This window comes from Allobosea sp. P4_H5, from assembly GCF_056400825.1.
This window is the reverse complement of the sequence record NZ_JBFUKM010000007.1, coordinates 246,142-260,341: the sequence shown is the minus strand read 5'-3', so window position 1 is coordinate 260,341 and position 14,200 is coordinate 246,142. Positions and strand designations below refer to the sequence as shown.

The 14,200-nt window shown below is 66.7% G+C and carries 14 protein-coding genes; 12 read left to right on the top strand and 2 right to left on the bottom strand.

What is annotated here, in order from left to right:
* Positions 1–2: 2 nt before the first annotated feature.
* The 3 genes from AC1DS0_RS16745 to AC1DS0_RS16735 all read left to right on the top strand — a co-directional run bounded on the left by AC1DS0_RS16745 (position 3) and on the right by AC1DS0_RS16735 (position 2,748).
* Positions 3–1,148 (top strand): amidohydrolase, encoded by a 1,146-nt coding sequence (locus AC1DS0_RS16745; protein ID WP_476815424.1) that lies wholly within the window; start codon positions 3–5, stop codon positions 1,146–1,148.
* A gap of 53 nt (positions 1,149–1,201) precedes the next feature.
* Positions 1,202–1,963 (top strand): precorrin-6A synthase (deacetylating), encoded by a 762-nt coding sequence (gene cobF, locus AC1DS0_RS16740; protein ID WP_476815423.1) that lies wholly within the window; start codon positions 1,202–1,204, stop codon positions 1,961–1,963.
* 68 nt (positions 1,964–2,031) lie between these two features.
* Positions 2,032–2,748 carry a GntR family transcriptional regulator gene (locus AC1DS0_RS16735; protein ID WP_152017332.1) on the top strand — a complete coding sequence of 239 codons (717 nt, stop codon included), beginning with the start codon at positions 2,032–2,034 and terminating at the stop codon, positions 2,746–2,748.
* On the opposite strand, the gene AC1DS0_RS16730 is transcribed toward AC1DS0_RS16735, so the two are convergent.
* Positions 2,745–4,076, bottom strand: a complete 1,332-nt coding sequence (locus AC1DS0_RS16730) for an aminotransferase-like domain-containing protein (RefSeq protein ID WP_476815422.1) — start codon at positions 4,074–4,076, stop codon at positions 2,745–2,747. The two genes, AC1DS0_RS16735 and AC1DS0_RS16730, sit on opposite strands and share 4 nt — an antisense overlap.
* Before the next feature lie 112 nt (positions 4,077–4,188).
* Between AC1DS0_RS16730 and AC1DS0_RS16725 the strand changes: the two genes are divergently transcribed.
* The 6 genes from AC1DS0_RS16725 (at position 4,189) to AC1DS0_RS16700 (ending at position 11,071) form a co-directional block, all read left to right on the top strand.
* A complete protein-coding gene (locus AC1DS0_RS16725; protein WP_476815516.1) occupies positions 4,189–5,154 on the top strand; it encodes a substrate-binding domain-containing protein in 966 nt (321 codons plus the stop codon).
* Positions 5,151–5,942: a deaminated glutathione amidase gene (locus AC1DS0_RS16720; RefSeq protein WP_476815421.1), complete on the top strand. Its 792-nt coding sequence runs from the start codon at positions 5,151–5,153 to the stop codon at positions 5,940–5,942. Before AC1DS0_RS16725 ends, AC1DS0_RS16720 begins: the two co-directional genes overlap by 4 nt.
* Before the next feature lie 51 nt (positions 5,943–5,993).
* Positions 5,994–6,884: an ABC transporter substrate-binding protein gene (locus AC1DS0_RS16715; protein WP_476815515.1), complete on the top strand. Its 891-nt coding sequence runs from the start codon at positions 5,994–5,996 to the stop codon at positions 6,882–6,884.
* Positions 6,885–7,048: 164 nt separating this feature from the next.
* Positions 7,049–7,960 (top strand): amino acid ABC transporter permease, encoded by a 912-nt coding sequence (locus AC1DS0_RS16710; RefSeq protein WP_476815420.1) that lies wholly within the window; start codon positions 7,049–7,051, stop codon positions 7,958–7,960.
* Positions 7,957–8,751 (top strand): amino acid ABC transporter ATP-binding protein, encoded by a 795-nt coding sequence (locus tag AC1DS0_RS16705; protein WP_476815419.1) that lies wholly within the window; start codon positions 7,957–7,959, stop codon positions 8,749–8,751. The genes AC1DS0_RS16710 and AC1DS0_RS16705 overlap by 4 nt, the downstream gene beginning before the upstream one ends.
* A 151-nt stretch (positions 8,752–8,902) precedes the next feature.
* Complete coding sequence (locus AC1DS0_RS16700; RefSeq protein WP_476815418.1) at positions 8,903–11,071, top strand: methyl-accepting chemotaxis protein; 2,169 nt, start codon at positions 8,903–8,905, stop codon at positions 11,069–11,071.
* Between the two features lie 14 nt (positions 11,072–11,085).
* On the opposite strand, the gene AC1DS0_RS16695 is transcribed toward AC1DS0_RS16700, so the two are convergent.
* Positions 11,086–11,550: a MarR family winged helix-turn-helix transcriptional regulator gene (locus AC1DS0_RS16695; RefSeq protein WP_476815417.1), complete on the bottom strand. Its 465-nt coding sequence runs from the start codon at positions 11,548–11,550 to the stop codon at positions 11,086–11,088.
* Between the two features lie 48 nt (positions 11,551–11,598).
* Between AC1DS0_RS16695 and AC1DS0_RS16690 the strand changes: the two genes are divergently transcribed.
* The 3 genes from AC1DS0_RS16690 (at position 11,599) to AC1DS0_RS16680 (ending at position 14,191) form a co-directional block, all read left to right on the top strand.
* Positions 11,599–12,054, top strand: coding sequence for a hypothetical protein (locus AC1DS0_RS16690; protein WP_476815416.1), 456 nt, complete (start codon positions 11,599–11,601; stop codon positions 12,052–12,054).
* Between the two features lie 140 nt (positions 12,055–12,194).
* Positions 12,195–12,692, top strand: a complete 498-nt coding sequence (locus tag AC1DS0_RS16685; RefSeq protein ID WP_476815415.1) for a tripartite tricarboxylate transporter TctB family protein — start codon at positions 12,195–12,197, stop codon at positions 12,690–12,692.
* On the top strand, positions 12,689–14,191 hold the full coding sequence (locus AC1DS0_RS16680) for a tripartite tricarboxylate transporter permease (protein ID WP_476815414.1): 1,503 nt from the start codon (positions 12,689–12,691) through the stop codon (positions 14,189–14,191). The genes AC1DS0_RS16685 and AC1DS0_RS16680 overlap by 4 nt, the downstream gene beginning before the upstream one ends.
* The last annotated feature ends 9 nt before the right edge of the window (positions 14,192–14,200 follow it).

Sequence of the window (14,200 nt, the reverse complement as noted above, 5' to 3'; positions counted from 1 at the left end):
GCATGTTTCTCACCAATTCCGACATGGTCGAGCTGATCGAGCTGCGCCATGCCCTGCATCGCGCACCGGAGATCTCCGGTGAAGAGCGCGAGACGGCGAAGGCGATCGTCGGCTTCCTCACACCCAGCGCGCCCGACCGCGTCGTCACCGATCTCGGTGGCCATGGCGTCGCGGCGATCTATGAAGGCGCCGAGCCTGGCCCAACCGTGCTGATCCGCTGCGAGCTCGACGCCCTGCCGATCGAGGACCTTTCCGGCGTGCCGCATTCCTCGCAAGTGGCGGGCAAGGGCCATCTCTGCGGCCATGACGGCCATATGACCACGGTCGCGGCATTGTCGCGCGGCCTCGGCCGGCAGCGGCCGCAGCGCGGGCGAGCCATCCTTTTGTTCCAGCCGGCCGAGGAGACCGGCGCTGGTGCCGCCGCAGTGATCGCCGATCCGAAGTTCCCGGAGATCGCGCCCGACTTCTCCTTCTCGCTGCACAACAAGCCTGGCCTGCCGCTCGGAGCGGTCCGGATTTCCGAGGGGCCGGCCAATTGCGCTTCGCGCGGGCTGAAGATCGTGCTGACCGGCCACACCTCGCATGCCGCGACGCCGGAACACGCGGTCTCGCCGATGAAGGCGCTCGCCCGCCTGATGCCGGAGCTGACGGCGCTCGGCCCCGGCGGAGCGCTCGAGGGCAATTACCGTCTCGTCACCGTCACCCATGCCAGCATGGGCGAGCCGGCCTTCGGCATCACCCCCGGCAGCGCCGAGCTCTGGGCGACGCTGCGCACGCTGAACGATTCCCTGATGGGCTCGCTCTGCGCCGAGGCCGAGGCACTGGTGCGCGAGGCTGCCGCTGCCGGCGGGCTCTCGGTGGCGATGGATTATCACGACGTCTTCCATCATTGCGAAAACCATCCCGAGGCGGTCGCGCATCTGCGCCAGGCCTGCGATGAGGAAGGCATCGCGCGCGGCGAGACGCCGCCGCAGCGCGGCTCCGAGGATTTCGGCCTGTTCGGCCGCTCCTCGAAATCGGCGATGTTCCTGCTCGGCTCCGGCGAGGGCACCCCGCCGCTGCACAACCCCGACTACGACTTTCCCGATGACCTGATCGCGCCGGGCGCCCGCGTCTTCATGCGCACGGTCCGCAATCTGCTAGGTTAGCCGTCGCCTGCTCCTGCGTGCTATGCGGCGCCTCGAACACAAAAGAGGTGCCCATGCGCAGGATCAGGGTCATCGGCATCGGCGCCGGCAATCCCGAGCACATCACGATCCAGGCGATCAGGGCACTGAACGGCGTCGACGTCGTGTTCGTGCCGGACAAGGGCGCCGAGAAAACGGCTCTGCGCGAACTGCGCGAGGAGATCTGCCGGCGCTATATCGAGCACGACAACTGGCGCACTGTGCCACTCACCGTGCCCAAGCGCGCCGAGGCGGGCAATGACTATCGCGGCAGCGTCGACGACTGGCATGCAGCGCTCGCCGAAAGCTATGAGCGCCTGTTCCGCGATGAGCTCGGTGAAGACCAGACCGGCGCGCTGCTGGTCTGGGGTGATCCGTCGCTCTACGACAGCACGCTGCGCATCATCGAGGCCGTCCGCGCCCGTGGGCTCGCATTCGACTATGACGTCATCCCCGGCATCACCTCTGTCCAGGCACTGGCGGCGGCGCATCGCCTGGTGCTGAACCGGATCGGCGAGCCCGTCACCATCACGACCGGCCGCAAGCTCGCCGAAGGCGGTTTTCGCGACGAGGGCGGCAGCACGGTGGTCATGCTCGATGGCGAGCAGGCTTTCGCGAAGATCGATCCCGCCGGGCTCGACATCTGGTGGGGCGCCTATCTCGGCGCGCCGCAGGAGGTCCTGGCTTCCGGCCTACTCGCCGAAATCTCGGACGAGATCGTCCGCAGGCGCGAGGCGGCACGCGCCGAGAATGGCTGGATCATGGACACTTATCTGCTGAGGCGACACGAGGGCTGACCGGCGGCGTTTGCCGTTAGGCCACCATACCGGTATAATCTGCACCGGCTGGCCGAGGAGTTTGACTCATGGACATCTCGCTCCGGCTTCGCGATCCGATCGCGCCGCAGCTCGTCACGGCGCTGCGCCAGGCGATCATCGTCAGCGAGCTTCGGCCCGGCGAGGCGCTCTCGGAGAAGGAGATCGCCGGGCGCTTCGGCGTCAGCCGCCAGCCTGTGCGCGAGGCCTTCATCAAGCTTTCCGAGGCCGGGCTGGTGCAGATCCTGCCGAGCCGCGGCACCTTCGTCATGAAGATCTCGATGCGCGAGGTCGCCAATGCCCGCTTCGTGCGCGAGGCGGTGGAGTGCTCTCTGGCGCGGGCTGCGAGCCGGCTGATCAACCCTGACGGCGTCGCTCGCCTGCGCCGCCTCATCGCCGAACAGGCTGCTGCCGCCGGGCGCAGTGATTATTCCGGCTTCACCGTATTGGACGAGGCCTTCCACCAGGCGATCGCCGAGATCGTCGATTGCGACTATGCCGGCAAGGTGGTCGAGAGCGCCCGCGCCCAGACCGACCGGGTGCGCTATCTCTCGCTGCCCGGCACCTCGCCGATCCCGCTGCTGATCACCCAGCACAACGCCATCGTCGACGCGATCGAGACCGGCGATGCCGACACGGCCGCGACAGCGATGCGCATCCATCTGCGCGAAATCCTCAACGCGCTGCCGCGCATCGCCGCCGAACACCCGGACCTGTTCGAGGACGAGGAATTGCCGGCGCATACGACGAGCATGCACCAGCCTTAGATGGCGCGCTGCGCCGCCTTCATCAGCGCCTCGGCGACACGCTCATAACCTTCCGCCAGGATCGCAGTCGCGACCCGGACATGCTCGGTCGGCCTCGCCGCGCATTTGCTGCCGGGCAGCACCGCGATGCCATGAGCAGCCAGCGTCACCAGCGCGAACTGCTCGTTCTCCACCGGCACCCAGATGCACAACCCGTCACTCTCCGGCATGGCGAGTCCCCGCTCGGCGAGGCAGGCGACCAGAGCTTGCCGGCGTTCGGCGTAGATCGCACGGGCCTGCGCCACCCTCTGGCCTGTCTCTGCATCGATCAGCAGCCAGGCAGTCGCTGCCTGCAGCAGCCGGCTGGTCCAGCCGGAGGAGAAGCTGCGATAGGACTGGATTTGCCGGATCACCATGGCCGGGGCCGACAGCACCGCGATCCGAAGGTCCGGGCCGAGCGATTTCGAGAAGGAGCGGATATGCACGACCCGCTCCGGCATGCTCGCGCCCAGGCTGATCGGCGAGTGGATCGAGACGTCGCCGATGCCGTCATCCTCGATCACCAGCGTATCGCTGCCGGCGAGCACCTGGCCGAGCTCGGCCAGCCGCGCCGGACTGACATGCTGACCGGTCACCGAATGGGTGCGTGGCTGGAAGATGAAGGCCGATGGCCGCCGCTCCAGCGCTGCGGCGAGCTCCGAGGGCAGGGGGCCTTGCGCATCGCGGCCGACCGGCAGGATCTCGGCGCCGAGATCCTCGATGATGTCGAGCAGCCGCATCGCCGTCGGGTCCTCGATCGCGATGCAGGAGCCGGGCAGCACCGTCGCATGCAGCACCGAGTAGACAGCATTGTAGCCGCCATTGGTGGCGAGAAAGGCGTCCGGTTCATAGGGCCAGTCCGGCGCCACGGCATTGCGCAGCACGGGCAGGATCGGCGTGCGCTCATAGCTGTTGAGGTTCTCGGCGGTCGCCGCCTGCGCCAGCGCCTCACGCAAGGGCGGCAGCAAGGCGGCGTCCGGAACCGCCAGAGAGAGATCGAGCGCATCCGGCCCGAAGTCGGCGACGCTGGCCATCCGCGTCGGCCGCGGCGTCGCATTGTCGCCGCTGACCCAGGCGCCGCCGCGCCCGCGTCCCGAGACGATCTTCTGCCGCTTCAGTTCGCTCCAGGCCTCCGAGACCGTGCCAGGGCTGACGCCGAGCCGAAAAGCGAGGTCGCGCACGGTCGGCAGCTTGGTGCCGACCGGCAGCAGGCCGGAGCGGATCATCTGGCTCAGATCGAGCGCGAGCCCCCGCGCGGTACGCTGCGTCAGGCGGCTTGCTAGCCAGGAGGCGTCGGGTTCGTCGTTCATCGACTCAAAAATGAATGTTCAGGAACGTAATAGCGATTGATCAGATAGATTGAACATTTATCGTGCCCCTCGTCCAAGGTTTTCTGTGCAGCGAGGCGATGGCTTGAAACCTGTGATCCGGCTGGCTCTGCGCGACTGGGACTTCATCACGCCGCTCTTGCTCGGCGACCTCGCTTCCGACCGCTTCGAGTTGAAGATCGAGCGCCTCGCGTCGTTGCCTGACGACTTCGCCAGCGATCCGCGCTTCGACGCCAGCGAGATCTCGTTCAGCCGCTACACCACGGGCCGAGCGCGCGGCGAGACCGGCGTCGTCGGCATCCCGAACTTCATCATGCGCGGCTTCCGCCATCGTTGCGTCGTCACGGCCGCCGACAGCAAACTGACCCGCTTTGACGAATTGCGCGGCAAGCGCATCGGCATCGCCGGCTGGCAGGATTCCGGCAACACCTGGACGCGTGCCGCCATGGCCGAAGCTGGCCTCGGCATCGATGACGCCTTCTGGGCGGTCAGTCGCCTTGCTGCCGACCACCCGATCACCGATCGCGTCGGGCGCTATGCCCGTCCGGGCCGGATCGAGGCGCTGCCCGGCCAGCCGCCTTTGCTCGATCTGCTCGCCGCCGGCGAGATCGCGGCCGTGCTGATGCCTTTCATGCCGAAGGGCTTCTTTTCGAAGGGCTCGCGCTTCCGGGCGCTGCTGCCGGATGTCCGCGCCGCCGAGCGCCATTACTTCGCCAAGGTTGGCTACGTCCCCGGCATGCACATCATCGGCCTCAAGCCCGAGCTCGCCGCCCGCGAGCCCTGGTTGGCGCAGGCGCTCAGCGATCTCCTCGACGAAAGCCAGCGCGTCTGGCTGGAGAAGCGCCGCCGCTATGCCGACACCACGCCCTGGCTGATCGACGAGCTGGTGCGCAGCGGGCATGATCTGCCCGAGAGCTGGAACGAGAGCGGGCTGGCCGCGAACCGGACGATGATCGCCGCGTTCATCGAGCAGCTGCGCATCCAGAACCTCGCCGAGACCGATCTGACGCCGGAGACCCTGTTCCCGGCCGCATCCGCGCTGGAAGGAGCCCATCGATGAAAGCCGCGCTCGGACAATTCGCCGTCAGCCGCGAATGGCAGGAGAATCTTGCCACCTCCGTCCGCCTGATGGGCGAGGCCAAGGCCGCCGGCGCCGATCTCCTGCTGCTGCCGGAGGGCATCCTGGCCCGTGACATCACCGACCCGGACATCGTCCTCAAGACGGCGCAGCCGCTCGACGGTCCGTTCATGGAGGGCGTGCTCGAGGCGAGCAAGGGCTCGGCCCTGACCACCCTGTTCTGCATCCATGTGCCGAACGGTAAGGGCCGTGTCTTCAACGTCCATGTTGCGGTCCGCGATGGCGCGATCGTCGCCGCCTATCGCAAGCTCCATCTCTACGACGCCTTCTCGGCGCTGGAGTCGACCAATGTCGAGCCCGGCGCCGAGGTGCCGCCGCTGCTGGAAATTGCCGGCCTGAAATGCGGGCTGATGACCTGCTACGACGTGCGCTTCCCCGAGCTCGCTCGGCGCCTTGCGCTTGACGGCGCCGATGTCCTGCTGCTGCCCGCTGCCTGGGTCCGCGGTCTTGGCAAGGAGGCGCATTGGGATGTGCTGGTCACCGCCCGCGCGCTGGAGAACACCTGCTATGTCGTCGCCACCGGCGAGTGCGGCCCGCGCAATATCGGCGCCAGCATGGTGGTCGACCCGCTCGGCGTCGCCATCGCCCGCGCCGGGGAGGCTCCAACGCTGATCTATGCCGATATCGATCAGGCCCGCATCGCCGCTGCACGCGCAGCATTGCCGGTCCTGGTCAACCGCCGCTTCGCCGGCCCTGAGCTCGCCGCCTAAGAGCGGGCCTCTAATCCACCCACAACGATAAAAGGGGACGTCGCCATGACCATGATCATGAAATTCGCCGGAGCCGCCGCGCTGGCTGCGGTACTCTTGCAAAGCCCGGCCTTCGCCCAGGACGCCAGCATCAAGATCCCCGAGCAGAAGGTCGACGAAGCCCTGCGCGCCAAACTGCCGGAGGCGATCCGCACGACCGGCAAGATGATCTCGGTCAACAACGGCTCCTTCCCGCCCTATGAGATCGTCACCGACGCCAAGACCCTCACCGGCGCCAGCGCCGATCTCTTCGACGCCATCGGCCAGCTTCTCGGTGTCAAGATCGAGCATGCTACGGTAAGTGGGCTCGCTGCGTCGTTGAGCGGCATCGCTGCCGGCCGCTACCAGTTCGCCTCGGGGCCGATCGGCGACTTCAAGTCGCGCCAGGAAACCAACGACTTCGTCGACTATGTCCGCGAGTTCGTGATCTTCGCCGTGCAGAAGGGCAATCCGAAGGCGATCGCCAGCCTCGACGACACCTGCGGCAAGAAGATCGCGGTGATGTCGGCGGGCTCCGCCGAGAAGGTGATCAAGGCGCAGGCCGAGAAATGCGCGGCCGAGGGCAAGCCCGCCCTTGAGGTGATGTCCTTCACCGATCAACCGACCTCGATCCTCTCGGTCCGCTCCAGGCGCTCGGACGGCTTCTTCTCCTCGCAGGCGCCGCTGACCTATTTCGTCCAGCAGGCCAAGGGCGATCTCGAACTCGCCGCAGTCGGCAAGCCCAACGGCTTCCAGGACCTGTTCCAGGGCGCGGTGGTGCCGAAGGGCTCGCCGCTCGGCGAGGTGCTGGTCTCCGCCATCAAGGTGCTCAAGGCGAACGGCACCTATGAGGCGATCTTCAAGAAATGGGGCATCGAGAACAATATGATCGGCGAGCCCGGCATCAACCTCTCGAAGAACTGAGCGAGCGGGCTTTTCATAGGAGCCCTCATCCTGAGGAGCCGCGCAGCGGCGTCTCGAAGGATGCTCCAGATGTCACCAGAGCCTCCTGAAGCATCCTTCGAGACGCCATTCCTGCCGGAATGGCTCCTCAGGATGAGGACGGTAGGGAAGGGGCCGGCCGTACCATGAGCAGCGCAGTACAATTGACAGATGACCGGCAGGCGGCGCTGCGCGACGTCGCCAACGCCCACCGCCCGGTCGAATGGGGGCGCTGGCTGCTCTGGGCCTTCGTGCTCGCAGTCTGCGCCAATTTCGCCTGGATCGTCGCCTGGAATCCGAATTTCGGCTGGCCGGTCGTGGCGCAATGGTTCACGGCCGAGTCGATCTTGCGCGGCCTTTACGTCACGCTCGGGCTGACCGTGGTGGCGATGGTGATCGGTGTCATCATCGGTCTCCTGCTGGCGATTGCGCGGCTCTCCGACGACCGGCTGTTCAGCGGCTTCGCCGGGCTGTTCATCTGGTTCTTCCGCGGCACGCCGCTGCTGGTCCAGCTGATCTTCTGGTACAATCTCTCGACGCTCTTCCCCGAGATCTCGATATCGATCCCGTTCGGGCCGACGCTGATCAGCTGGCACACCAACGATCTGATCACGCCGATGACGGCGGCGATCGCCGGTCTTTCGCTGAACGAAGCCGCCTATATGGCCGAGATCATCCGCGGCGGCCTGCTCTCGGTCGACAAGGGCCAGACCGAGGCGAGCGACGCCTTCGGCATGACGCGGGCGAGGGCGCTGTGGCGGGTCATCATCCCGCAGGCGATGCGCTCGATCGTGCCGCCGACCGGCAACCAGCTGATCAGCATGATCAAGGCGACCTCGCTGGTCAGCGTCATCGCCATGGCCGATCTGCTCTATTCGGTCCAGGCGGTCTACAACCGCACCTTCGAGGTCGTCCCGATGCTGATGGTCGCGGTGATCTGGTATCTCGTCATCACCACCGTCCTGAACATCGGCCAAGGTTTCATCGAGCGCTACTATGCCCGCGGCGAGCGCGGCGCAGTGGAGCGTATGCCCGTCATCGCGGAGGCGACGCCATGAGCCGGATCGCGAGCGAGGGCGCGCCGCTGGTCAGCGCCCGCAACGTCCACAAATCCTTCGGCCACAACGAGGTGTTGAAGGGCATCGATCTCGACGTCATGCCGGGCGAGGTCGTCGTCGTGCTCGGGCCCTCGGGCTCCGGCAAGTCGACCTTCCTGCGCTGCATCAACCATCTCGAAGCGATCGATCGCGGCTCGATCATGGTCGCCGGCGAGCAGATCGGCTACCGCCTCAATGGCGAGCGGCTGGTCAAGCTGTCACCTCGCGCCATCGCGGCGCAGCGCCGCCAGATCGGCATGGTCTTCCAGCAGTTCAACCTCTTCCCGCACATGACGGCGCTGGAGAACATCATCGAGGCGCCGGTCGGCGTCCATGGCCACTCCCGCAAGGACGCGACCGACTACGCCATGGAGCTGCTGGCTCGCATTGGCCTGACCGAGAAGGCGAACGCCTATCCGCGCCAGCTTTCCGGCGGCCAGCAGCAGCGCGTCGCCATCGCCCGCGCGCTGGCGATCCGGCCGAAGCTGATGCTGTTCGACGAGCCGACCTCGGCGCTCGATCCCGAGCTCGTCGGCGAGGTGCTCTCGACGATGCGCGATCTCGCCGGCCAGGGCCTGACCATGATCGTCGTCACCCATGAGATCGGCTTTGCCCGCGAGGCGGCGGACCGCGTCGTCTTCATGGATGGTGGCCTCGTCGTCGAGCAGGGGAGGCCGGAAGAGGTGCTGGCCAATCCGAGCCATCCGCGCACGAGGCTCTTCCTCAGCCGCTTCATCCGCGAAGCGGCCTGAAGAGCGCAACTCCGTCAGAGCTATCTCCTGGCGTAAACGCGCCGAGCTGCCTTGGCGGCTCGGCAAGGCGCCATGGTTAACGTTAAACGATCATTATCAGATATCTGAATATATTGATGGAAAGAGGTGTGAAGACCGCAGGAGACCGAGCATGGGCCATCCGCAATCGCCGCGGCAGCGCTTTCGCCTGACAGGTGTCGGGGCGGTCATCGGCATGGTCCTGACGGCGGCTGTCGCACTCGTCGCGGCTGCCGGCGCCTTCTCGACGCAACAGCTCGGCAACCGGATCCTGACCGAGACCGTTGCCCGCGAAATGACGAGCGCGCAGGAGACCTTACGCACCAGCCTGGACAGCGAGGTCAAGCGCGCCGTCTCCATGGCGCACGTCATCGCGAGCAATGCCCAGATCCAGGCGCGCTTCGCCGCCGGTGACCGGGAGGCCCTGGCCGCGGCGACCGTCCCCGGCTTCGCCGCGCTGAAGGCGAGTGACGGCGTTGTCCAGCTCCAGTTCCACGTCGCACCGGCGACCTCGTTCCTGCGCGCGCATCGCCCGGAGAAGTTCGGCGACGATCTGTCCTCTTTCCGATTCACGGTCGTCGAGGCCAACAAGGCGGGCAAGCCGGTCTTTGGTCTTGAGAACGGCGTCGAGGGCCTCGGCGTGCGCGGTGTGATGCCGGTTCGCTTCGAGGGGAAGGCCGTCGGAACCGTCGAGGTCGGCCTTGGCTTTGGCCAGGCGTTCTTCGACGCGTTCAAGAAAATGTCCGGAAACGACATCGCCTTCTTCGTCCTCGCCAATGGCGAGCTCAAGCGCTTCGCCTCGACGCTTCCCGATGATGGGCTGCTCTCGCAGGAGACGTTGCGGCTAGGGCTGGGTGGAACGACGGAAATCCAGCGTCTCGCCATTGCCGGGCGCGCCAGCGCCATCGTCTACGCGCCGGTCAAGGATTACCGCGGCGATGTGATCGGCGCCTATGCGCTCGTCTCCGACATCTCCGCTCTCAGCTCGATCATGGGCGCCGCCATGTCGGCTTCGGCCCTGGTTGCGCTCGTCAGCCTGATCTCGGCGATCGGCTGCGCCTGGATGCTGAACCGCTGGATCGCCGCCCCGGTCCGCGGCATGACGCGCACGATGACCGCTCTGGCACAGGGCGATCGCGACGTGCTCGTTCCGTCCCTGTCGCGTCGTGACGAGATCGGCGAAATGGCCCACGCGGTCGATGTCTTCAAGCGTGCTGCGGTCGAGAAGGAGGCCATCGCCGTCGAAAAGCGCCAGGCCGAGCAGGAGGTCGAGGCCCAGCGCCATGCCACCGACGCCGAGAGGTCGCGAAACGAAGCCGAACGCCAGGAAGCCACCGAGCAATTGGCTGTCGTGGTTTCGGCGCTCGGCGCCGGCCTCGAGCATCTGGCCAACGGCAATCTCGGCTATCGCATCGATCAGCCGGTCGCGGCCGGCTATGCCAAGCTGAAAGACGATTTCAACGCCTCGATAACGAAGCTGCGCGACACGATGCGTCAGATCGCGACCAATACGGAGAGCATGAAGGCGGGCGCCGGCGAGATCAGCCAGGCCGCCGACGATCTCGCCAGCCGCACCGAGCAGCAGGCCTCCTCGGTCGAGGAGACTGCGACGGCGCTCGACCAGCTGACCGCGACCGTGCGCCAGACCGCCGAGGGCGCGCGTCAGGCCAGCCATGCCACCACCCAGGTCAAGGGCGAGGCCGAGCAGTCCGGCCAGATCGTCCGTGAGGCCGTCGCCGCCATGAGCGGCATCGAGAAATCGTCCGAGGAGATCTCGCAGATCGTCGGCGTGATCGACGAGATCGCCTTCCAGACCAATCTGCTGGCGCTCAACGCCTCGGTCGAGGCGGCGCGCGCCGGCGATGCCGGCAAGGGCTTTGCGGTGGTCGCCTCCGAGGTGCGGGCGCTGGCCCAGCGCTCGGCGGATGCGGCCAAGGAGATCAAAGGGCTGATCRCCGCCTCCAGCATCGAGGTCGAGAAGGGCGTCGCGCTGGTCGGCCAGACCGGAACGGCGCTGGAGCGGATGTCCGGCGAGATCACCCGCGCCACCTCGCTGGTCGCCGAGATCGCCTCGGCTGCCCAGGAGCAGGCGACCGGACTGCAGGAGGTCAACACCGCCGTCAACGAGATGGACCAGGCGACGCAGCAGAACGCCGCCATGGCCGAGCAGTCGACCGCCGCCTCGCAGGCCTTGGCCCAGGAAGCCGACAGGCTCGCCGCGCTGGTTTCCTATTTCAGCCTTGAAGCTCCCGAACCATCACGCCGTCAGACTTCGGCGAGCCCCGCGCGCCACGCTGCCTGAAAGGGGATCGGCGTTCAGTCGCTCTCCAGCTCGCTCGCGCGCTCCAGCGCGATCGCGGTGCCTTTCTCGACGAAGTCCGCGATCAGCTCGAGTTCCTCGGCACTGTATTGCCGCATCAGTGCGGCCGAGCGCTCTGCCATCGGCGCGAATAGGTCCAGGAGCGGCCTGATCGGCTCCGGCACGATCCGGACGAGGACCTTGCGACGATCCTGCGGATCGGCAGCTCGCTCGACATAGCCCTTTTTGACGAGGCGATCGATCAGGCCGGTGACGGCGCCGCTGGTCAGCTTCGTATGCTCCATGATCTGCCCGGCGGTCACGGGACCGGCCAGCAGGATCATGTCCAGGCATTCGAGATCGACGGAGGCGAGGCCGGCCCGCTTGGCGACGGCCTGGCTGTGCAAGGCGCTGGCGGCCCCCATCCGGCGCAGGATCGTCATCAGGCGTTCGATCACCTGGTCTTGACTTGAAGGTGCCATCCGTCTCATATCTTAGTTGCTAAGATAATTAGTAAGCGAGATAAAATCATGAATGCGATCGTTCTGTCCACGGCGTTGACAGCGCTTCTGGCCAATATCGGGCTGGGCGGCGGAATCTTCGAGCACAGCGTGATCGACCGTGCCTGGCCCCGCAAGCCGGAGATCGTCCAACCCCGGAAGGGTGGGATCAGCCGCGTCCGGTTCTGGATTCCCGCTCATTCCACCTTCGAACTCGTCCTGCTCGTCACACTCTATCTCGGCTGGGGCCATGACGGCGTCCGCAAGGCGCTGCTCCTGGCGCTCGCCGCGCATCTGGCGCTGCGGCTTTGGTCGGCCTTCGACATGATCCCGAAGGCGATTGCCTTCGAGAAGGCGGAGACGGTCGACGAGGCTGCCGCTCACGACTGGACGAAGCGAAGCCTGATGCGGTTTCCGCTGGCGCTCCTCACCAGCGTGGCCGCATTGGCGGCTTTTGGCGCCGCTTGTGGCCTGAATCTGGGCTGAGTCCGCCAGCTTCCCAAACGTCGGTGCGAGAAGGTGAGTAGATTGACAATGTTTTGCATATAAGACAGAAATTCATATACAAATGAAAAACGCGGCGCCCGGCTCTGATCCGGAGGCGCCCGTCGCACCGGGGAGGGGCGATGGACCCGCTGAACGACAGCCAGGGTAGGGCCGTTGCGACCTCGTCCGAGCCGGCTCCGGCATCGGGCGCGAACGACATCCTGCTCGGCCTGCTCTTCGCCGCGATCGGGGCGGCCGCCCTCTATATCGGCCGCGATTATGTCTTCGGCACCAGCCTGCGCATGGGGCCGGGCTTCCTGCCGCGGATCGTCGCCGGCGGCCTCGTCCTGCTCGGGCTCGCGCTCGTCCTCCGCGGCATCCTCGCCGGCGGCTGGACGCTGCCCGTGATCGGCTGGCGGCCGATCGTCCTGATCTCGCTCGCCGTGATCGTCTTCGCCGCGACGATCGACCGGCTCGGCCTCTTCATCGCGAGCCTCCTGAGCGTCGCGATCGGCGCCTGCGCGGCGCAGGAGATCCGCTGGAAGGAGTTGCCTTTCGTGGCGCTCGGGCTCGCGGCCTTCTGCACCATCCTGTTCGGCTATCTCCTGAAGATCTCGATGCCGGTGTGGCCGCAATGAGCGAGATCTTCCAATCGCTGGCGCTCGGCTTTGGCGTCGCGGCTTCCCTGAGCAATCTCTGGTACTGCTTTCTCGGTGCGCTGATCGGCACGCTGATCGGCGTCCTGCCCGGCATCGGCCCGATCGCGACCATGGCGATGCTGCTGCCGCTGACCTATTACCTGCAGCCGACGGAAGCGTTGATCATGCTCGCCGGCATCTATTACGGCGCGCAATATGGCGGCTCGACCACGGCGGTGCTGATGCGCCTGCCGGGCGAATCCTCCTCCGTCGTCACCTGCCTCGACGGCTATGCCATGGCGCGCAAGGGCCGCGCCGGCACGGCGCTCGCGACCGCGGCGCTCGCCTCCTTCTTCGCCGGGACCGTCGTCACGCTGCTGATCGCGGTCGCCAGCCCCGCCCTGACCGAGCTCGCACAGAAATTCGGTCCGGCCGAGTATTTCTCGCTGATGGCGCTCGGCCTCGTCGCCGCCGTCGTCTTCGCGCAGGGCTCGCCCTTGCGCGCGGTCGGCGCGATCCTCCTCGGCCTGCTGCTCGGCCTGATCGGTGCCGACGTCAACACCGGCTTCGACCGCTTCACCTTTGAAAGGCCGGAACTGCGCGACGGCATCGGCGTCGTCGTCGTCTCGATGGGCCTCTTCGGCATCGCCGAGATCATGCTCAACCTCTCCGGCGGGCCAGAGGAGCAGGGCGAGCGCACCAGGCTGTCGCGGCTCTGGCTGACGAAGGAGGATTTCCGCGCGGCCTGGCCGGCGACCTTGCGCGGCACCGGGATCGGCGCGCTGCTCGGCATCCTGCCCGGCGGCGGCGCCATGCTCGGCTCCTTCGCCTCCTATGCGGTCGAGAAGCGGATCTCGAATACGCCGGAGCGCTTCGGCGAGGGCGCGATCGAGGGTGTCGCCGGGCCGGAAGCGGCCAACAATGCCGGCGCGCAATCCTCCTTCATCCCGATGCTGGCGCTCGGCATCCCAGGCAATTCGGTGATGGCGATGATGGCCGGCGCCATGCTGATCCACGGCATCACGCCGAGCCCCAACCTCGCCTCGACCCAGCCCCAGCTGTTCTGGGGGCTGATCGCCAGCATGTGGTTCGGCAATCTGATGCTGCTCGTCATCAACCTGCCGCTGATCGGCCTGTGGGTGAAGCTGCTCGCCGCGCCCTACCGCATGCTGTTCCCGGCGATCCTGCTGTTCTGCTGCATCGGCATCTACACCGTGAACAACAGCGCCTTCGAGGTCGGCCTCGTCGCCCTGTTCGGCCTGCTCGGCGTGATTCTGGCCAAGCTCGAGTGTCCGCTGGCGCCCTTGGTGCTCGCCTTCATCCTCGGGCCGATGATGGAAGAGAACCTGCGCCGCGCCATGCTGCTCTCGCGCGGCGACCCGGCGATCTTCCTGTCGCGGCCGATCAGCCTGGGATTGCTGATCGCCTGCGCTCTGGTGGTCGCATTGCTGCTGATGCCGAATTTCCGCCGGGCCCGCGAGGCGGCGACGGAAGGCTGAGTTTTGCTC

Coding starts and splice junctions, on each gene's coding strand:
- AC1DS0_RS16745 (WP_476815424.1), top strand. CDS start 3: ATGTTTCTCACCAATTCCGACATGGTCGAGCTGATCGAGCTGCGCCAT.
- cobF (WP_476815423.1), top strand. CDS start 1,202: ATGCGCAGGATCAGGGTCATCGGCATCGGCGCCGGCAATCCCGAGCAC.
- AC1DS0_RS16735 (WP_152017332.1), top strand. CDS start 2,032: ATGGACATCTCGCTCCGGCTTCGCGATCCGATCGCGCCGCAGCTCGTC.
- AC1DS0_RS16730 (WP_476815422.1), bottom strand. CDS start 4,076: ATGAACGACGAACCCGACGCCTCCTGGCTAGCAAGCCGCCTGACGCAG.
- AC1DS0_RS16720 (WP_476815421.1), top strand. CDS start 5,151: ATGAAAGCCGCGCTCGGACAATTCGCCGTCAGCCGCGAATGGCAGGAG.
- AC1DS0_RS16715 (WP_476815515.1), top strand. CDS start 5,994: ATGATCATGAAATTCGCCGGAGCCGCCGCGCTGGCTGCGGTACTCTTG.
- AC1DS0_RS16710 (WP_476815420.1), top strand. CDS start 7,049: ATGAGCAGCGCAGTACAATTGACAGATGACCGGCAGGCGGCGCTGCGC.
- AC1DS0_RS16705 (WP_476815419.1), top strand. CDS start 7,957: ATGAGCCGGATCGCGAGCGAGGGCGCGCCGCTGGTCAGCGCCCGCAAC.
- AC1DS0_RS16695 (WP_476815417.1), bottom strand. CDS start 11,550: ATGGCACCTTCAAGTCAAGACCAGGTGATCGAACGCCTGATGACGATC.
- AC1DS0_RS16690 (WP_476815416.1), top strand. CDS start 11,599: ATGAATGCGATCGTTCTGTCCACGGCGTTGACAGCGCTTCTGGCCAAT.
- AC1DS0_RS16685 (WP_476815415.1), top strand. CDS start 12,195: ATGGACCCGCTGAACGACAGCCAGGGTAGGGCCGTTGCGACCTCGTCC.
- AC1DS0_RS16680 (WP_476815414.1), top strand. CDS start 12,689: ATGAGCGAGATCTTCCAATCGCTGGCGCTCGGCTTTGGCGTCGCGGCT.